At 40.1% G+C, this 18,853-nt stretch carries 16 protein-coding genes; 12 read left to right on the top strand and 4 right to left on the bottom strand.

The genetic code is table 11. From position 1 onward, the window contains the following. Positions 1–53 precede the first annotated feature (53 nt). From Q763_RS09005 to Q763_RS08965, 9 genes are all read left to right on the top strand, one after another. Positions 54–1,043 carry an aspartate-semialdehyde dehydrogenase gene (locus Q763_RS09005; RefSeq protein WP_035133399.1) on the top strand — a complete coding sequence of 330 codons (990 nt, stop codon included), beginning with the start codon at positions 54–56 and terminating at the stop codon, positions 1,041–1,043. A 142-nt stretch (positions 1,044–1,185) separates the two neighbouring features. Then, complete coding sequence (locus tag Q763_RS09000; protein WP_157499396.1) at positions 1,186–1,950, top strand: hypothetical protein; 765 nt, start codon at positions 1,186–1,188, stop codon at positions 1,948–1,950. 194 nt (positions 1,951–2,144) lie between these two features. Beyond that, entirely contained in the window at positions 2,145–3,257 is a 1,113-nt protein-coding gene (locus Q763_RS08995; RefSeq protein ID WP_035133395.1) for a lactonase family protein, read from the top strand. 46 nt (positions 3,258–3,303) lie between these two features. Further along, positions 3,304–3,711, top strand: coding sequence for an FKBP-type peptidyl-prolyl cis-trans isomerase (locus Q763_RS08990; RefSeq protein ID WP_052123339.1), 408 nt, complete (start codon positions 3,304–3,306; stop codon positions 3,709–3,711). A 70-nt stretch (positions 3,712–3,781) separates the two neighbouring features. Beyond that, positions 3,782–4,141: a hypothetical protein gene (locus tag Q763_RS08985; RefSeq protein WP_035133393.1), complete on the top strand. Its 360-nt coding sequence runs from the start codon at positions 3,782–3,784 to the stop codon at positions 4,139–4,141. A 92-nt stretch (positions 4,142–4,233) separates the two neighbouring features. Then, positions 4,234–6,618, top strand: coding sequence for a TonB-dependent receptor (locus Q763_RS08980; RefSeq protein WP_035133391.1), 2,385 nt, complete (start codon positions 4,234–4,236; stop codon positions 6,616–6,618). Positions 6,619–6,636: 18 nt separating this feature from the next. After that, positions 6,637–7,203: a hypothetical protein gene (locus Q763_RS08975; protein WP_035133389.1), complete on the top strand. Its 567-nt coding sequence runs from the start codon at positions 6,637–6,639 to the stop codon at positions 7,201–7,203. Between the two features lie 128 nt (positions 7,204–7,331). Next, positions 7,332–7,706, top strand: coding sequence for a DoxX family membrane protein (locus tag Q763_RS08970; protein ID WP_035133388.1), 375 nt, complete (start codon positions 7,332–7,334; stop codon positions 7,704–7,706). A 44-nt stretch (positions 7,707–7,750) separates the two neighbouring features. Next, positions 7,751–9,871 (top strand): prolyl oligopeptidase family serine peptidase, encoded by a 2,121-nt coding sequence (locus tag Q763_RS08965; RefSeq protein ID WP_035133384.1) that lies wholly within the window; start codon positions 7,751–7,753, stop codon positions 9,869–9,871. Positions 9,872–10,022: 151 nt separating this feature from the next. Here Q763_RS08965 and Q763_RS08960 read toward each other — a convergent pair whose 3' ends face one another. From Q763_RS08960 to Q763_RS08945, 4 genes are all read right to left on the bottom strand, one after another. Beyond that, positions 10,023–10,976: a lipid A deacylase LpxR family protein gene (locus tag Q763_RS08960; protein ID WP_035133382.1), complete on the bottom strand. Its 954-nt coding sequence runs from the start codon at positions 10,974–10,976 to the stop codon at positions 10,023–10,025. Then, positions 10,960–11,658, bottom strand: a complete 699-nt coding sequence (gene mtgA, locus Q763_RS08955) for a monofunctional biosynthetic peptidoglycan transglycosylase (protein ID WP_035133381.1) — start codon at positions 11,656–11,658, stop codon at positions 10,960–10,962. Before mtgA ends, Q763_RS08960 begins: the two co-directional genes overlap by 17 nt. A gap of 91 nt (positions 11,659–11,749) precedes the next feature. Then, positions 11,750–12,862, bottom strand: coding sequence for an NAD(P)/FAD-dependent oxidoreductase (locus tag Q763_RS08950; RefSeq protein WP_035133379.1), 1,113 nt, complete (start codon positions 12,860–12,862; stop codon positions 11,750–11,752). A 3-nt stretch (positions 12,863–12,865) separates the two neighbouring features. Further along, the gene (locus Q763_RS08945; protein ID WP_035133377.1) at positions 12,866–13,585 is read right to left on the bottom strand and encodes a DedA family protein; all 720 of its coding nucleotides are present in this window, start codon (positions 13,583–13,585) and stop codon (positions 12,866–12,868) included. 312 nt (positions 13,586–13,897) lie between these two features. On the opposite strand from Q763_RS08945, the gene Q763_RS08940 reads away from it, so the two are divergent. The 3 genes from Q763_RS08940 (at position 13,898) to Q763_RS08930 (ending at position 18,803) form a co-directional block, all read left to right on the top strand. Further along, on the top strand, positions 13,898–15,793 hold the full coding sequence (locus tag Q763_RS08940) for a S9 family peptidase (protein WP_035133371.1): 1,896 nt from the start codon (positions 13,898–13,900) through the stop codon (positions 15,791–15,793). Between the two features lie 60 nt (positions 15,794–15,853). Beyond that, complete coding sequence (locus Q763_RS08935) at positions 15,854–17,053, top strand: C1 family peptidase (protein ID WP_035133369.1); 1,200 nt, start codon at positions 15,854–15,856, stop codon at positions 17,051–17,053. A gap of 166 nt (positions 17,054–17,219) precedes the next feature. Continuing rightward, positions 17,220–18,803 (top strand): FMN-binding glutamate synthase family protein, encoded by a 1,584-nt coding sequence (locus tag Q763_RS08930; protein WP_035133366.1) that lies wholly within the window; start codon positions 17,220–17,222, stop codon positions 18,801–18,803. The last annotated feature ends 50 nt before the right edge of the window (positions 18,804–18,853 follow it).

Raw genomic sequence — 18,853 nt, 5'->3', positions numbered from 1 at the left:
AATTTATAACTAATTTTGCCCAAAAATTTAAATAATTCAATAATAAATACACTATGAAAATTGCTGTTGTTGGCGCTACCGGAATGGTAGGCGAAGTGATGCTGAAAGTACTGGCGGAAAGAAATTTTCCGGTAACCGAATTAATTCCGGTTGCCTCAGAGAGATCTGTAGGTAAGGAAATAGAATTCAATGGTAAGAAGTACAAGGTTGTTGGTCTTGAAACCGCAGTTTCCATGAAGCCTGAAATAGCATTATTTTCTGCAGGTGGTGACACTTCAAAAGAGTGGGCTCCTAAATTTGCCGAAGCAGGAACTACAGTAATTGATAATTCCAGCGCATGGAGAATGGACGCTACCAAAAAACTGGTTGTACCGGAAATCAATGCCAATGTGCTTACTAAAGAAGACAAGATTATAGCAAACCCAAACTGTTCTACCATACAAATGGTAATGGCTTTGGCTCCGCTACATAAAAAATATACTATTGAAAGAGTAATCGTTTCTACTTACCAGTCTATCACAGGTACAGGAGTTAAGGCTGTACAGCAGCTTGAAAACGAATACACAGGCACTAAGGGCGAAATGGCTTACCCTTACCCTATTCACCGTAACGCTATCCCGCAGTGTGACGTGTTTGAAGACAACGGTTACACTAAAGAAGAAATGAAACTGGTACGTGAAACAAAAAAAATTATGGGCGACGACTCTATAAGGGTTACTGCTACTGCTATCCGTATCCCTGTAGTGGGCGGGCACAGTGAGTCGGTAAACATTGAGTTTGCAAACGACTTTGATGTAAACCAGGTACGTGCAATACTTCACGACACTCCGGGTGTTACCGTACAGGATAATACCGATACCAAAACTTACCCAATGCCTATTTATGCCGAAGGTAAAGACGATGTATTTGTAGGCCGCATACGCCGTGATGAGAGTCAGCCAAACACACTTAACATGTGGATTGTAGCCGATAACCTTCGCAAAGGTGCAGCAACAAACACGGTACAAATTGCCGAATACCTTGTAGCAAACGGGTTAGTGTAATTTACAGATAAAACAATACTATAAAACCTGCACAGTAATGTCGCAGGTTTTTTTTGTGCAATCATCTACCTTTAAAAAAGAAAATTACAGAAATCTCGTTTATATTTACACGATACCTTATTCTTTAAAACAAGTTATAATAATGAAAAACACAAACCTTACGCTTCTTATTTTTTCATTTATCTTATTTTCTTGTACACAAAAAAAAGAGGATAAAAAGATAGCAGACACATGTAATCATAACATTGACACAACCCGTATCATTACATCTAATGATGAAAGATTAAATATTCATTTTTCGGATTATGCAATTGTCCCTGCAATAATTATAAATAACATTACTGGTAACCAAACCAATATTGACCTATTTAGTCATAAAATAGAATGGTTTGATAATGAAAAAGAAACCTATATGTTAATAGATAAACAAAAGGTTTCTTTAAAAGATCAGTTAACAATTAACCAGGTTACAAACCTACAGAAGGACAATGTAGATTTCGCAAATAACTGGAGACAAATAAGGCTTTATAAATACAACAACAAAGAGATTTTACTTATTGAATTAGTATATACACCTTGTACAGGACTAGGATGTAGTGTAAGCTATTATCTTTTGTATGATACTGACAAGAGAGTAGCAAATTACTATGGAACTTATGCAGAAAGACATCAAATAAATCTATTTAATTATGGGAACGGAGAAATTAGTTTTGTAAGCGAATCTAATATTACAACGCCTGCATGTGATCAAAAAAAATACAATCTCTACACAATGGACGACAAAGGTATTTTTCAATTACAAAGAAAAGAGGACGGAAACCCATATGAGATTGATCAGTATTATTCTGAAGAACGTTTAAAGGAATATGAACACTTAACACAAAACTGGATAAAAGAAGTAAAATAAACATCTTCCATCTTCATGAAAAAACAAACCAAATTATTATTAACCTCAATAGGAATGGGAATCACGGGGTGGCTATCTATAGGAATTGATTATACCTCAACTATGGGGGTCTACCCTAAACGGAATACTGTTTATGGGAGGATTACTACTGTGCTTTATTGCATTAATTGTTTTTATACTTAGCTTTAAACAACATGAATAGCAAATCTCTCCTTATCACCCTAATTCTCCTATTTTTAAGCTATACCAGCTACAGCCAAACCTATGCTTTTTTCGGGTCTTTTAACCATAACAAAAATAAGAAAGGCCTATATGTTTATGAGTTGGATACTATTAAAGGCAGCCTTAAAAAGGTTACCTCAGCCAAAATACACAACCCTTCTTACCTTAGCCTTTCCCCTGACGGGAATTTTATATACGCCTGTACCGATACCAAAACACCAAACACAGGCAGTGTAAGCAGTTTTGCTTTCAATCCGGTAAAGAAAACACTAACATTTCTAAACAGCCAGTCGAGCAGTGGCGAAAATCCGGTTTATTGTGACACACATCCTTTGGGCAAGTGGCTCATAAACGGTAATTATACTGAAAGTGGTATCTCACTTTATCCTTTAGGCAATGATGGCTTTATTGAGCCTACGGCTCAGCATTTTGACTATTTTGAAGGAAGTATTAACCCAAACAGGCAGAAAAACTCCCATATACATTCAACAGTATTTTCTCCGGATGGTCAATATCTGTTTGCTTCTGACTTAGGCAGTGATAAAATAAGATGCTATGAGTTTGACACGCTAAGAAAACAACCCCTCATCGAAACAAACATTATAAAAACTACTCCCGGTAGCGGGCCCAGGCATTTTACTTTTCACCCTAAAGGAAAACAAGCCTATTGTATAGGGGAACTCTCCGGCACTGTAACAGTTTATGAATACAGCAACGGTAACCTGAAAACCACTCAGGAGATTGCCACACATAACGATTCCCTTACCGAAGGCTTTGAAAGTTCTGATATCCATATCACACCAAACGGAAAGTTTTTATATACTACCAACAGGGGAAGCGAAAACAACATCGCTATTTTCTCGGTACAGGAAAACGGAACACTAAAAATCATAGGCTATCAGTCTACTCTAGGCAAACATCCCCGCACCTTTGCTATAGACCCAAGCGGTAAGTTTATTATTATAACCAATGTTAACAGTAGTTCGGCAGTTGTATTCAGGATAAACCAAATAACAGGACAGCTAAGCAAAACTAGCGAAACCTCAATAGAGCATGTAAGCTGTGTGAAAATTAAGACCTATTAAAAAACCGTCTATCTTTACAAAAAGCTAACCATCAAAACATTGAACAATGAAAAAAGCACTCACATTACTTTCGCTAATTATGCTTTTTAGCTGTAAAGATAATTCCGGAAAGGATATGATTACCACCGCATCGGGATTACAGTATAAAACACTAAAAGAAGGTACAGGAGATAAAGCAAAATCAGGAGATGAAGTATTTATACACGAAACCATGAGCTACCGTAACGATTCGTTACTCTTTGATTCCAGAACATTACCTACTCCCGTTAAAGTACTTATAGGCGGTAATCAGGCTATAAAAGGCGTAGACGAAGGATTAAGAGGTATGCAGCAGGGAGAAATAAGGAAAATGATAGTGCCTCCTGCCCTAAGCAAACGTAGTGGCAACCCTACTTTCCCACACCCTGATTCTGTCTTAGTTTATGAGGTTGAACTGATAGAAATAGTAAAATAAAAAAGCCTTACCATTTTTTTAACTGCAACCCTGTTGCAATTGTAAAATCTTTTTCCCTACCTTTGCGGTAATGAAAAGAAAGTTCGCATTATTTAATCTTGCACTTATGGCCCTTGTACTCCTTACAACGGGCTTTCAGTCTTTTCATGCCTTTAGCCATCAGCATCACGCTACGGCACATCACCACAATCATAACGAAGTAAAAAAAGCTACTAAACAGTTTAGCGGCATTGAGCATCCACAAAGCCACGAAGACGATGATTGTAGCATTTGTAATTTCCACTTCGATTTCTTTGTGGCTCCGCCGCAGTTTTGCCTAAGGCTAGATTTCCCCTTCAAACAAATACACTACACTTTCAGCAGCATTGAAGGAAGTCCTTCATTTGCCGGAAGCCTTTTTGCCCATCGTGGCCCTCCTGCAGTACTATAAAACTGTTCCCTAACCCTTGCCTCATGGCAAAGGGACTATAACCGTATGTTATACCGGGGATTTCAATTTTATATTACCCAAAATAAATATCCATGCGATTTTACATACTATTGCTTTTTGCTGTTATAGCAACGGGCAACAGCGCCTATTCGCAAAGTACGCTTAGCGGCAAGGTGACTGATTCCAAAAGCCAGCCTCTGGACGGCTCGCATATACACATAGGCGAACTACATGCCATAAGCACGCCACTAGGCACTTATGAGCTACACAATATCCCTAACGGTCAGCAAAGGGTGGTGATATCCTACATTGGCTATACCACACTCGATACTATTATACACTTTAACGGCAGCACCGTTAGGCTAAACGCTATCCTAAAACCTGCAAGCACACAGCTACAGGAAGTGGTACTAAGCGAAGCAACAAGAGTTTCAAAAAGTGCTGTCGTAAAGCAGGATGTAAAACTTATAACACTCGAAAAATACAGCAGTGCCACATTAGGAGATGCCTTAAAGGAAATCCCCGGAGTGTACTCGCTAAAAACAGGAAACAGTATTGTAAAACCGGTAATAAACGGACTGCACAGTAGCAGGGTTCCGGTACTGGTAAACAACGTTAGGCTGGAAGACCAGCAATGGGGCACCGAACATGCTCCTAACCTCGACATTAATTCGGCAGGAAAAGTATCGGTTATCAAAGGCGCTTCAGCATTGCAGTATGGCGGTGATGCCATTGGCGGACTCATATTGGTAGAACCGGTATCGGTTTTAAAAGACACCCTGTACGGACGATCAATCCTGTCGCTTAATTCAAACGGACGTGGCGGCAGCTTTACCAGTAGCCTGCACAAAGGAGCCGAAAAAGGATGGGCATGGAATGCCGGAGGGACGTTTAAATACTTTGGTGACCGCGAAGCACCAAACTATGTGCTGTCAAACACCGGGAATCATGAAGGGAATTTTTCGGGTGATGTAAAATACATTGGCGACACTTACGACCTTTCGGCAAGCTATAGTTTTTATAATGCTACCATAGGCATTGCATCGGCTACCCATATAGGCAGCACCGCCGATCTTGCCAATGCCATAAACAGCGGCACGCCATATATTACCAATCCGTTTACCTATACCATAGGCGCGCCTAAGCAGGAAATACAACACCATTTAGGAAAACTTAATTTCAACACACAACTCAATCCGTTTTCAACACTGTCGTTACAATATGCCTTTCAGCTAAACCACAGGAAAGAATTTGACATTCGTCGCGGGGACTTTAAAGACCAGGCAGCCCTGGACCTTACCCTGATTACCAATTCGCTTCAGGCCGACTGGAAATATGAAAAAGACAATAATACCCTTAAAAGCGGAATAAGTTTTTCTATGCAGGATAACGAGGCAAGTCCCGAAACAGGCATACGCCCGCTTATTCCAAACTACACCCGTCAGGATGTGGGAGCATATGCCATAGCTGCCCATCGTTTTAGCAACAGCTTTAGTGCCGAAGCCGGACTGCGTTATGATTTTTCACATATGGATGCCGACAAGTTTTACCAAAAATCGCGCTGGACAAGCCTGGGCTATGAAGAGGAGTTCGACAATTTTATAGTAGCCGATTACGGTTCGCAGTGGCTAACAAATCCAAAATTCACCTTCCATAACATATCCGCAAGTCTGGGTATTAAAAAAATACTTAGCACCAACTGGGAACTGTTTGCCAATGCCGGACTGGCGATGCGAAACCCTAATCCATCGGAACTGTTTAGTGACGGACTGCATCATTCAAACGGAACTATAGAACTGGGTAGCCTGCGCACCAAAAAAGAAGAATCCTATAAGCTTTCCACAACGCTGGTAAAGCACGGCAATACTTTTAGCTTTGAGGTTACGCCTTATGCTAATTTTATTAGCAATTTTATTTTCCTGAAACCTACAGGTGCTGAGTATACCATACGCGGATCGTTCCCTGTATACAATTATGTTCAGGCAGATGCTTTGCTTACAGGTATAGATTTTCATTCTGACCTGTATTTGGGTGAGCATTTAAAACACAGCCTTAACCTTGCTTATGTTTACGGCACTAACAGGGATACCGACGAACCGCTTATTGACATGCCTCCGCTAAACATAGCCAATACCATAAGGTACTCCTTTAATGACAGGCACAACTCGTTTGCCGAACTGAGAAGCGAAGCCGTATTTACACAAAACCGTTATCCTAATTATAACTTTTATGCCGATGTACCCCAAAACGGAGAGCTTGTACCGGTATTAGTAGATGTTAGTACTCCGCCCCCAGGGTACCATCTGCTGCACTTCAGTACAGGAACCGAGTTTGATTTGGGAAAAACCAAAGCTTCGGTTAACCTTTCGGTAAATAATATTTTCAATACAACGTACAGAGACTACCTAAACCGCCAGAGGTTATATACCGATGAGGCAGGCAGGAACTTTATGTTACAGATAAAACTCAATTATTAATCATTAAACATTTCAAAAATGAAAAATCTGAAAATTTCAGTATTGGCAATTATTGCCACAGTATCATTCACCTCATGCAGCAGCGACGACGATAATCTTGTTCCGGTAAATGAAGAGGAAGTAATTACAACACTTACAGCAACTTTCACTCCACAGGGAGGTGGTACTGCTATTGTTTTACAGTCTCAGGATTTAGATGGCGACGGGCCTGATGCTCCGGTTATAACCGTTTCGGGAGACTTTACTGCGGGGACTACTTACACGGGTACAGTAGCCTTTTTAAACGAACTGGCAAACCCTGTTGATATCATTAGTGAAGAGGTACTGGAAGAAGGTGATGAACACCAGATATTTTTCCTTCAAAATGGCCTTGGGACATTTACTTACAATGACCAGGATGTAAACGGAAACCCTATAGGGCTAAGCTTTACATATGAAGCAAGCGAAACAGTAACAAATGGCGATCTTACCATAGTACTGAGACATGAGCCTAACAAAACTGCCGATGGTGTAAGTAACGGAGACATTACAAATGCTGGTGGCGGTACCGATGCCTCAGCAACATTCAGCATAAATGTTAACTAGTTTGGGTTAATTTTGTAAACACCCCTTTTCTTTGGGGTGTTTACAAATAATTATTTTTTAGTTAATATTTTATATAATAATTCATTAATTTAGTTAAAATATCACCACAACATCAAAAGCACTAAATTATGAATTCACAATTCACTAAAATTGTAAGAATACTTTTAGGTGTGATTCTAATAGTATTCGGATTAAACAAATTCCATCCTTTCATTCCCCTTCCGCAACCACCCGAAGCAGCAGCAAACTTTTTAAATTCAATGGCCGATACCGGTTATATTTTAACGGTAGTCGCCATTTTTGAGGTATTTATAGGCTTTATGCTGTTAATTAAAAAATGGGTCCCGTTTGTAATATTGTTATTGGCTCCTATTTCGCTAAATATACTGCTATTCCACCTGTTCTTGGATATTCCGGCTATAGCAACAGCCATAGTAGTGGTAGCACTTAATGTGATGCTTATATACAAATACCGTCAAAATTACAGCGCTTTGTTTACCTGATAAGCCTATTTCCTTATTTTTGTGTATAATCAAATCAAGCCATAATGAATAAAACAGTTTTAAGCATGGCTTTGGCATGCAGTCTTACCATGAACGCACAATTGCACGAGAATAAGGAAATAAAATATCCGCAAACAAGAAAAGGAGACCAGACAGACAACTACTTCGGTACAAAAGTACCCGATCCCTACCGTTGGCTTGAAGATGACCGATCGGCAGAAACCGCCGCATGGGTAAAAGCAGAAAACGAGGTTACCTTTGGCTACCTGGAACAAATCCCTTTTAGAGAAGAGATCAAAAACCGCATGCAACAGCTGTGGAATTACGAGAGAATTTCGGCGCCGTTTAAAAGAGGTGAATACACCTACTATTATAAAAACGACGGACTGCAAAACCAGTCGGTACTATACCGTAGAAGTCTTACAGGTGCCGAGGAAGTTTTCCTTGACCCAAACACCTTCTCTACCGATGGTACCACCTCATTAGGCGGAATCAGTTTCACTAAAAAAGGGGATCTGATGGCTTATTCCATATCAGAGGGAGGAAGTGACTGGCGTAAGGTTTTTGTAATGGATACCAAAACCAAAAAACTGGTAGGTGAAACACTGGTAGATGTGAAGTTCAGTAACATTGCATGGAAAGATAGCGAAGGCTTTTTCTACTCCAGTTATGACAAGCCTGAAGGCAGTGAACTATCGGCAAAAACCGATCAGCACAAGCTATACTACCACAAACTGGGCGCACCACAAAAATCAGACAAGGTTATTTTCGGAGATTCAGTTAAAAGAAGATACGTTGGCGCCAGCGTTACCGAAGATCAAAAGTATCTAATCATAACCGCAGCAAATTCGACTTCCGGAAACGAACTGTACATAAAAGACCTTAGCAACCCTAAAGGTGAAATCATTACGGTTGTAGATAATTTTGATACCGACTCCCATGTAATGGACAATGAAGGCTCAAAGCTTATCATTATGACCAACTACAACGCTCCAAACAACAAAATTGTAACTACCGATGCTTCTAATCCGGTGCCTTCCAGATGGAAAGATCTTATTCCCGAAACCGAAAATGTATTAAGCCCGTCAACAGGTGCAGGATATATTTTTGCCGAGTATATGAAAGATGCCATCTCAGTAGTAAAACAATATGACTATAAAGGTAAATTGATTCGTGAAATTGAACTTCCGGGCATTGGATCGGCTGGTGGTTTTGGCGGAAAAAAGGACGAAAAAACATTGTACTATTCCTTTACCAACTATACCACTCCGGGAACGATTTACTCTTACAACCCTGAAACAGGAGCATCTACCCTATACCAAAAACCTAAAGTAGATTTTAACAGCGAAGATTATATTTCAAAACAGGTGTTTTATGAGTCGAAAGACGGAACCAAAATACCAATGATTATCACTTACAGAAAAGACCTGAAGCTTAACGGTAAAAACCCAACAATACTTTACGGTTACGGCGGATTCAACATTAGCCTTACCCCGTCTTTCAGCATCACTAACGCTGTATGGATGGAAAACGGAGGTATTTATGCCGTTGCCAATCTTAGAGGTGGTGGCGAGTATGGTAAAAAATGGCATGATGCCGGAACCAAGCAACAAAAACAAAATGTATTTGATGACTTTATCGCTGCAGGCGAATACTTAATAGCGAACAACTACACCTCGTCTGACTATCTTGCAATAAGCGGAGGTTCTAACGGAGGCCTGCTTGTAGGAGCAACCATGACACAGCGACCTGACCTGATGAAGGTAGCCCTTCCGGCTGTAGGTGTACTGGACATGCTGCGTTACCATACCTTTACCGCAGGTGCAGGATGGGCTTACGACTATGGTACTGCCGAAGACAGTAAAGAAATGTTTGAATACCTTAAAGGATATTCCCCTGTACATAACGTAAAAGAAGGAGAGAAATACCCTGCAACACTTATTACAACAGGAGATCATGATGATCGCGTTGTACCGGCACACAGCTTTAAGTTTGCTGCCGAACTACAGGCCAAACACAAAGGCACTAACCCGGTATTAATACGCATTGGTGTTAACGCAGGTCACGGAGCAGGAAAATCGACTACACAGGTTATTGAAGAGTATTCGGATATTCAGGCGTTTGCCCTATACAACATGGGAGCAAAACCAAACAGAAAGAAATAAAAACAACAGATCAATAAAAGAGGCTGTCTCAAAGATGTCATTCTGAACGCAACGTAGTGTAGTGAAGAATCTCATAAAATTTATCAGAGATTTTTCCTATCGTCAAAATGACAAAACGTAATTGATAATTACGATTGAGACAGCCTTTTTATTATAACAAATACCCTATACCTATACGACCGTAGTAATACCCCTGTATTACATTATTGGTAAGTTCTTTACCCTGATAATTAAACGAGAAAGAAAGGTTCCAGTTATTTTTGCGATACATTACCCCTGTTTCGGCAACAAAGCGCCACGGTATAAGCGGAAATGTTACCGGACTGTCATCATTAAACAGACTCCCCTCTATGGTAGCATCATATACCTGATAGTTTAGTTTAGGGTTTATGAAAAAGAAAAACTCACGGTTTTCATCTCCCTGCTTTTTATCATGACTCAACGTTGCGCCATGCAGTATAGATTCATAAACCGGTTTTAAGGGCCGTTTAAAACTGATACGCATCATGGGGCCAAAAGTAATTCCCGTAAAAATGGTTCCTGCCTGCCCTTTAGCCTGCAGGTGTAAATCAACCTTTTCATGAAACTGCTTAACCAGTATTTTTTTTGAATAAAAAGCACCAATCTGCACTCCTACAGTAGTAGGTATTTGGTATTCCCACCCTCTTACCTTAGGATAATGAAAAATATGATGAAGCCCTTTTTGCAAATCTTCGGCAAGCGACTCTTTACCCACTATACCCACCTGAAAGTTCAGCTTTAAAACACTCTCACTTTTGTAAAAGGTATTAGCACCAACTTCTCCAAAAAGATATCCGGCAAAAGGCCTGTCGTGCACATTGATATTCTCAGCTTTTACACTTTGCGGATTGTACATGTACTGACCCGCTTTTACTTCGGCAATCAGTTTGGCGACCTTTCCGTTATCGGTATCAGCAAGCCAGCGGTAGTAAAATTCAATTCCGTTTGTATAGTAGCGGTCGTGTTTAAAGGAAGTGTAAAGGTCGTTATCAGATATTAGTCCGATTTCTGCCGGAGCCTGAGCCCTGATGAAACCGCAACTTAACAGCATTACTGCTGCCAGTAATTTATTTCTTTTTCTCATTTGCGTTATAATCGAGTTGCACGTAGCGCATAAGCCTCACTATTTTCGCCTTTCTTCTGTTTATATACGCCGATGAATTTGTTGCTCTGTATTTTAGGGGATTGGGTAATATTGCTGCAATTCCGGCAGCCTCATAAGCCGTTAGGTTTTTAGCATCCTTGCCATACCAGTGCTGTGCGGCAGCCTGCACGCCATACACACCGTCGCCCATTTCAATACTGTTAAGGTACACCTCCATAATTCGTTCTTTACTCCACAGCAGCTCTATAAGCATGGTAAAATAAGCCTCAAGCCCTTTCCTGAAATAACTCCTGCCCTGCCATAAAAAAACGTTCTTGGCCGTTTGCTGGCTAATGGTACTTCCGCCTTTTAGCTTTTTACCTTTTTTGTTGCTTTCGTAAGCCTTTTGCATGGCCTCAAAATTAAAGCCGTTGTGATTTAAAAAGGTATCGTCTTCACTGGCTATAACAGCCTTTTGCATGTTTACCGAAATCTCATCGATAGAAACCCAGTCGTGGCTGGAATGCATTTCATTACCGTCTGCCTTTTGCTCAAAAGCACGTATTACCATTAACGGGGTACACGGCACCGGAACAAAACGGAACAGTAAAACAGATAATACTGATATAGCGACAAACCAAAGACATAATTTAAAAAGGAAGCGGAATATTTTTCGCATCATGTAGGTAATAGTAAGTTTGATTGATATAGCGAAATTACAAATTAGTTGAATACTAATTTATTAAATTCCATTGAGTTTTGAAAAAAGAGATTTAAACCAAATCGGCCAGTTCTGTACCAATCATACTGCCTATAGCCACACCCATACCGCTAAGCCTAACGCCACAGTATACATGTTGTGACACACGCTCCACTATTGGTTTTTTATGACTACCCATTCCCATAATACCACTCCAGCGATGAGCAATTTTAAAGTCGGTTTCCGGTAGAATAACCTCACGAAGCAATTGCTCCAGTCTGTTTTGTATCAGTTCGGTTTCACCAAATTCTATAGTGGTTTCCCCTTCAAAGTCAAGGTTACGGGCACCGCCAAAAAGAATTCGGTTTTCAATATTCCTAAAATAGTAATACCCTTTATCCATATGGAAAGTACCGCGAATATCCAGATTATGGATAGGCTCTGTAATAAGTACCTGTGCCCTTGCCGGTCTTACGGCTTTATTGGTAAGTTCTTCGGCAAAACCATTGGTAGCAAAAAGAAGTTTTTTGGTATTGAATGCAAACCCGCCGATATTCACCTGAACATGGTCGGTTTGCTCATGCCATCCGGTTACGGCATGGCTGTTAAGTACATGAATGTTATGGGCAGTAGCCTGCTTTAGTAAAGCCTGCATCATATTACCCGTATCCACCTGCCCTTCAAACGGATTAAAAACAAGATATTCCTGTATCCCTTTAAAGGCAAAACGGTCTATCTCCTTATTAAACACATCCGACTTAAATAACGGACGAAGCACATCATTCACAAACGGCAGTTTGCGAAGACATTCTTCATAACCATCACTATTATCTTTCAGAAAAAGTTCATATCCGCCAAAAGGCTTATAATCCAAAACATTATCCCCAAGTCGCCTTCTAAGCAGTTTGAGTCCGTTCCAGCGTTTATGCACCAGATTTATAACCTCCTCTTCGGTATGTGTGTTGAGATCTTCAATAATTTCGGATATACTGCCAAAACAGGCAAATCCGGCATTTTTAGTACTGGCTCCCTGTGGTAAAGGTCCTTTTTCAAGCACCAGTATCTTGCTGTCGGGAAAACGTTCACGGAGACGAAGCGCAGTGTGCAACCCAACAAGGCCACTTCCCACCACGGTATAGTCTACACCCGTGTACCAGTTTTTAATTTCCCAATAGCTAAGATTCATATTTTAAAAATGCCCGTGCTTTTCGGCCTCCTCTTTAGCTTCTTCTTCGGTAACCTTTTTACCTTTAAGAGCGTTAAGAATTAACGGCACCGTAGTCACGGCAACTATAATTAATATAATATATTCAATGTACAGTTTAAGGTCAATACCCAGCTTACTAAGGAAAAGCTCATACAGGTAGTGACCTGCGAATATAAGCGTAAACGCCCAAAGTATAGAACTTATGATATTATACAGCATAAATTTTTTATGCTCCATTTTCACTATACCTGCAATGATAGGTGCAAACGTCCTGATGATAGGGAAGAAACGGGCAAAAATAATAGCCCTTCCGCCGTGCTTTTCAAAAAAGTCGTGCGACTGGATAAGGTATTTCTTTTTAAACCAAAAAGTATCTTTCTTGTTGTAGAGGAAGCTTCCGCTTTTAGCTCCAAACCAGTACCCAAAGGTATTACCTACAATACCGGCTCCTGCTACTAATAATGCTAAAACCAGAACATTTAAAAAATCACCTTCTAAGTAAACCAGTGAACGCATAAGTTCTGTACTGTAAATCCCGGCAAGGAACAAAAGACTGTCCCCCGGAAGGAAGAACCCGGCAAAAAGTCCGGTTTCGGCAAAAATGATAAACAATACAACGTAAATACCTACTGCTACACCGCCAATTTCAAGATTAATATAAAATTCCGGGTTTAATAACTGTGTCCAGTGGAAACTGTCCATATCTCTTTTAAATTAAATATCGTGTTGGTAAAATAAGCGCATAAAAGCACCGCTATACAAAGGCAAAACAGCAGATTATTTATCAAAAACCATACCCGTGCATGCCTTTAATTTTAAGTTTGTGAAATTAGCTATATTTTTTTAATCATTGGTTCTCTTATTGTTTTTAAATAGTTCTTTTACGCTTTTTTCAAACATTTAACAGCAACTGGCTTTCTTTATTGTTTCCCTAACAAAAAAACAGCTGTTTTTATAAATTTTTGCTATTAAATAAATTCACTACTTTTAAGGCCGTTTAATATAGATTTTTAGATGAAAAAGCTACTTATTTTAACCTTGAGTATTATGGGATTATCGGCTTCGGCGCAACACATGACTCCCGAGCTGCTTTGGAAACTGGGAAGGGTTAGCGCCCTTGGTATTACCAAAGACGGAAAAAACATAGTTTATAAAGTATCCGTACCATCGGTAGAGGAAAACAAGTTTGACTCCAAATTTTACAGTATACCTGTAAACGGAGGCAATGCTACTGAAGTGGAAGATTACAAAAACCTGCTTAAAGACCGTAACCTGTCGCCAGACGGAAAATACCTTTTAAGCAGCCAGGAAATTAAGGTTGAAAAAGTTAACGGGGGCGACTACTACCCTGAACTGGACAAGTCTACCGTACAAATATATGACGGACTGGATTACCGCCACTGGGATACATGGAACGAAGGAAAACACAACCATGTAGGCTACAGCCCGGTAAATGACACTGACAATTTTACCGACATCATGAAAGATGAGCCGTATGATTCTCCGCAAAAACCATTTGGTGGCGAGGAAGATTACACATGGACACCTGAAGGTAACATTGTTTATGTTTCTAAAAAGAAAGCGGGTACAGCTTATGCTACCAGTACAAATACTGATTTGTATGAATACAATCTTTCTTCAAAAACCACAAAGAACTTAACTCCTAATAATCCGGGTTATGATACTCAGCCGGCATTTTCACCACAGGGCGACCTTACTTGGCTACAAATGAAGCGTGACGGTTATGAAGCCGATAAGAATGATATTATTGTTCGCCACAAAGGAATGGACATTAACCTTACTGCCGGATGGGACGGAACTGTAGATTCGTTTACCTGGAGTGAAGACGGTAAAAAGGTTTATTTCCTTGCCCCTATTGACGGAACAAAACAATTATTTGAGGTTAACTTCCCGGGGCTTACTAAAATAGCTATCAGAGTAACTCAGTTAACAGATGGGTATTGGGATGTAAACAGCGTTGTAGGTTTTTCCGGCAGAAACATTATCGTAATGCGATCTGACATGAACCATGCAAACGAGATTTACAGCTACGACCTTAAAAAGAAAGACTGGAATCAGCTCTCTCACGTAAACGATGCTGCATACGCAAAAATAAAACTAAGCAAAACAGAAAAGAGGTATGTTACCACTACCGATGGGAAAAAGATGCTGGTATGGGTAATACTTCCGCCTGATTTTGATGCTTCTAAAAAATACCCTACCCTACTTTACTGTCAGGGAGGCCCGCAATCGGCACTGTCACAGTTTTACTCTTTCCGCTGGAACTTCCAGGTTATGGCAGCACAGGGATACATCATTGTTGCTCCTAACAGAAGAGGTATGCCGGGTCATGGTGTAGAATGGAACGAAGCCATCAGTAAAGACTGGGGCGGACAGGTAATGAACGACTACCTTTCGGCTATTGACGATGTAGCTAAAGAGTCTTATGTTGATAAAGCACGACTTGGAGCTATAGGTGCCAGCTACGGAGGATACTCTGTATTCTACCTTGCCGGAAACCATAACAAACGTTTTAAAACTTTCATTGCTCATGATGGTGTATTTAACCTTCAAAGTATGTATGGCACTACCGAAGAGGTATTCTTTACCAACTGGGATGGTGGCGGACCATATTGGGAAAAAGACAACGCTGTTGCACAAAAAACATATACTCAGTTTAACCCCATAAATTATGTGGATAAATGGGATACTCCAATTCTTATTTTCCAGGGTGATAAAGATTTCAGGGTTCCTATAGGGCAGGGTCAGGAAGCTTTCCAGGCTGCACAACTACGTGGTATAAAAAGCCGTTTTGTAATGTTCCCGGACGAGAACCATTGGGTTTTAAAACCTCAAAACGGGATGGTATGGCAAAGGGAGTTCTTTAAATGGCTTAAAGAAACTTTGTAATACCTGTAACATTTAAGTACTTTTAGCGACTATTTTGAAAACTATATAATTAAAACTACTATGCATAAATTTTCAGTTAAACCATTTCTTGCGGCAACCATGCTATTGGCAGGTATGAATGCCGGATTTGCACAGGACTACCTGGTTAACTCTTTAAAGAACAACCAGAGCGAAAACAGTAAGGATTCGTTTGAATTTACCGAAGTAATAAACATTGAAAACACTCCTGTAAAAAGTCAGGGATCATCGGGTACCTGCTGGAGCTATTCGGCAAATTCATTCATCGAGTCAGAAATGATAAGAATGGGTAAAGAGCCTATCGAAATCTCTCAGATATATACAGCACGTAATGCTTATATAGAAAAAGGTAAAAACTATGTACGCATGCATGGTGCTATCACTTTAGGTGACGGCGGTGCTCTACACGATGTAATAAACATGTACCGCCAGTATGGTGCTTTACCACAAAGCGAATACACAGGGCTTAACTACGGTACAAAAAGTAACCGATTTGCAGAAATGCAAACAATGGCACAAGGTCTTCTTGAAGCTGTTGTAAAAAACCCTAACGGACAACTTACTCCAAACTGGATTAAAGCCTATACTGCTGTTATCGACTCTTACCTTGGTGAAGTTCCTGAAACATTTAAGTACAAAGGAAAAACATACACTCCGCAAACTTTTGCTAAAGAAGTTGTAGGTGTAAATGCCGATGATTATGTAGAGATCTCTTCCTTCAAAGAGCACCCTTACTATACTAAGTTCACGCTTATGGTACCGGATAACTGGTCTCTTGATCAGGTATACAACGTTAAGATGAATGAACTTACAGACATTATTGACAATGCACTTAAAAAGGGCTATACTGTAGCTTGGGCCGGTGATGTTAGCGAAAAAGGATTTAGCTGGACTAACGGTGTAGCTTATATCCCTGCAAAAGACTACAAAGAAATGAACCCACAGGAAAAAGAGGCCATTTTTAAAGGCCCTCAACCTGAAATGGAAATCACTGAAGATCTTCGTCAGGAAGCTTTTGACAACTACAATACTACTGACGATCACGGTATGCACATTGTAGGTATTACTAAAGATCAAAACGGTAAAGAGTACTACATTATCAAAAACTCTTGGGGTGCTACAAACGATTACCAGGGGTATATGTACATGACTAAAAACTTTGTAAAGTACAAAACCACTGCTATTCTTTTACACAAAGGTGGTGTTCCTTCATCTATTGCTAAAAAATTAGACATTAAATAAAACCATCCGGTTTTAGTACTATACAACCCCAAAGCCAATGGCTTTGGGGTTTTTGTTTATAATAAATTCAAATTAATAAAACCTAACAAATACAGGGCTTAAAGTTATATCTTTACTATACTTAAAAAAGCAATCACTGCATTCATCTAAAAAAACACTATTACTTATGAGAAAGATATTTCTTATATTCTGCGTTACATCATTATCTATTATTGCCCTGCTTACCTACATTGAATGGAAATCCATTTTACTGCTGTTAATATTCCTCCCGTTAATATGTATGGGGTTATACGACATGTACCAGTCTAAAAAAACCATACGAAGAAACTTTCCGTTACTGGGTCGCCTTCGTTATGTACTGGAATCCATAGGACCCGAAATGCGTCAGTACTTTATAGAGACAGACCTGGAAGGAAAACCTTTTAACCGACTGCAACGCAGCCTGGTTTACCAACGCAGTAAAAAAGAACTGGACACCATGCCTTTTGGTACTCAACTTAACATTTACGACGTAGGCTACCAATGGATAAACCACAGCATAAAAGCTATACCTTTTGCAGATATTAACTTTAATCCAAGAGTCATAATAGGTTCGTCACAATGTGAGCAACCTTATTCGGCAAGCCTTTATAACATTAGTGCCATGAGTTATGGTTCTCTTAGTAAAAATGCCATACTTGCTCTTAATGCCGGAGCCAAAATTGGAGGGTTTTATCATAACACAGGCGAAGGTGGATTATCACCTTATCACTTAAAGGAAGGCGGCGATTTGGTTTGGAACATTGGCACAGGATACTTTAGCTGTCGTGATCACGACGGTAAATTCAGTTATGACGAATATGCCAAACGCGCCGTTATGGATTCGGTTAAAATGATCGAGATAAAATTCTCTCAGGGCGCTAAGCCGGGACATGGTGGTATACTCCCTAAAGAAAAAGTTACCGATGAAATTGCAGCCATCAGGATTGTAAAAAAAGGACAGGACATTGTATCTCCACCCTACCATTCAGCTTTTACCAATCCGTTAGAACTTATGGACTTTGTAAAGTTGCTTCGTAAAGGTTCGGGTGGAAAACCGGTTGGGATGAAAATCTGTATAGGTAACAAATCAGAATTCATAGCTATATGCAAGGCTATGGTTGAAACCCAAACCTACCTTGATTTCATAACTGTTGATGGTGGTGAAGGCGGAACAGGCGCTGCCCCACAGGAATATTCTGACCACGTAGGAATGCCACTACGTGATGCTCTTGCTTTTGTTTATGACTGCCTTGTAGGTTTTGGTATTAAAGACCAGATAAAAATTATTTGCAGCGGAAAAATTGTAAGCGGATTTGATATTGTAAAAACACTGGCTACAGGAGCCGACCTTTGTAACTCTGCCCGAGGTATGATGTTTGCCCTTGGTTGCATACAGGCACTGGAATGCCATGCCAACACCTGTCCTACAGGTATTGCCACCCAAGACCCTACACTTGTTAAGGGACTTGTACCACAAGAGAAAAAAATACGTGTAGCACGCTTTCAGGAAGAAACTGTAAAGAGTGCCATGGAACTAATGGCATCTGCCGGATTAAGGCATCCTGACGAAGTAGGCCGAAGCGCCGTAAGTATGCGCGTAGACAGAATTAAGATAGAAACCTTTGAAGAGACCTACCCTGAGCTTAATAAAGGCTGTTTACTGGACGAATCTACCGTACCGCAGTCTTTCATGCATTTTTGGAAAAGAGCATCAGCAGAAAGCTTTTAAATAAAAAAGCCCCTGAAAGTTCAGGGGCTTTTTTTATCAACTTTTATATC

Source organism: Flavobacterium beibuense F44-8, from assembly GCF_000769915.1.
GTDB lineage: Bacteria > Bacteroidota > Bacteroidia > Flavobacteriales > Flavobacteriaceae > Flavobacterium > Flavobacterium beibuense.
The sequence above is the reverse complement of the archived record's forward strand: the minus strand, read 5'-3'. Positions and strand labels throughout refer to the sequence as shown.

Bases quoted from the DNA above. Each gene is read 5' to 3' on its own strand.
- Q763_RS08950 (WP_035133379.1), bottom strand. From the start codon at position 12,862: ATGAATCTTAGCTATTGGGAAATTAAAAACTGGTACACGGGTGTAGAC.
- Q763_RS08980 (WP_035133391.1), top strand. From the start codon at position 4,234: ATGCGATTTTACATACTATTGCTTTTTGCTGTTATAGCAACGGGCAAC.
- Q763_RS08975 (WP_035133389.1), top strand. From the start codon at position 6,637: ATGAAAAATCTGAAAATTTCAGTATTGGCAATTATTGCCACAGTATCA.
- mtgA (WP_035133381.1), bottom strand. From the start codon at position 11,658: ATGATGCGAAAAATATTCCGCTTCCTTTTTAAATTATGTCTTTGGTTT.
- Q763_RS08985 (WP_035133393.1), top strand. From the start codon at position 3,782: ATGAAAAGAAAGTTCGCATTATTTAATCTTGCACTTATGGCCCTTGTA.
- Q763_RS08990 (WP_052123339.1), top strand. From the start codon at position 3,304: ATGAAAAAAGCACTCACATTACTTTCGCTAATTATGCTTTTTAGCTGT.
- Q763_RS08965 (WP_035133384.1), top strand. From the start codon at position 7,751: ATGAATAAAACAGTTTTAAGCATGGCTTTGGCATGCAGTCTTACCATG.
- Q763_RS08960 (WP_035133382.1), bottom strand. From the start codon at position 10,976: ATGAGAAAAAGAAATAAATTACTGGCAGCAGTAATGCTGTTAAGTTGC.
- Q763_RS08930 (WP_035133366.1), top strand. From the start codon at position 17,220: ATGAGAAAGATATTTCTTATATTCTGCGTTACATCATTATCTATTATT.
- Q763_RS08935 (WP_035133369.1), top strand. From the start codon at position 15,854: ATGCATAAATTTTCAGTTAAACCATTTCTTGCGGCAACCATGCTATTG.
- Q763_RS08945 (WP_035133377.1), bottom strand. From the start codon at position 13,585: ATGGACAGTTTCCACTGGACACAGTTATTAAACCCGGAATTTTATATT.
- Q763_RS08995 (WP_035133395.1), top strand. From the start codon at position 2,145: ATGAATAGCAAATCTCTCCTTATCACCCTAATTCTCCTATTTTTAAGC.
- Q763_RS09005 (WP_035133399.1), top strand. From the start codon at position 54: ATGAAAATTGCTGTTGTTGGCGCTACCGGAATGGTAGGCGAAGTGATG.
- Q763_RS08970 (WP_035133388.1), top strand. From the start codon at position 7,332: ATGAATTCACAATTCACTAAAATTGTAAGAATACTTTTAGGTGTGATT.
- Q763_RS08940 (WP_035133371.1), top strand. From the start codon at position 13,898: ATGAAAAAGCTACTTATTTTAACCTTGAGTATTATGGGATTATCGGCT.
- Q763_RS09000 (WP_157499396.1), top strand. From the start codon at position 1,186: ATGAAAAACACAAACCTTACGCTTCTTATTTTTTCATTTATCTTATTT.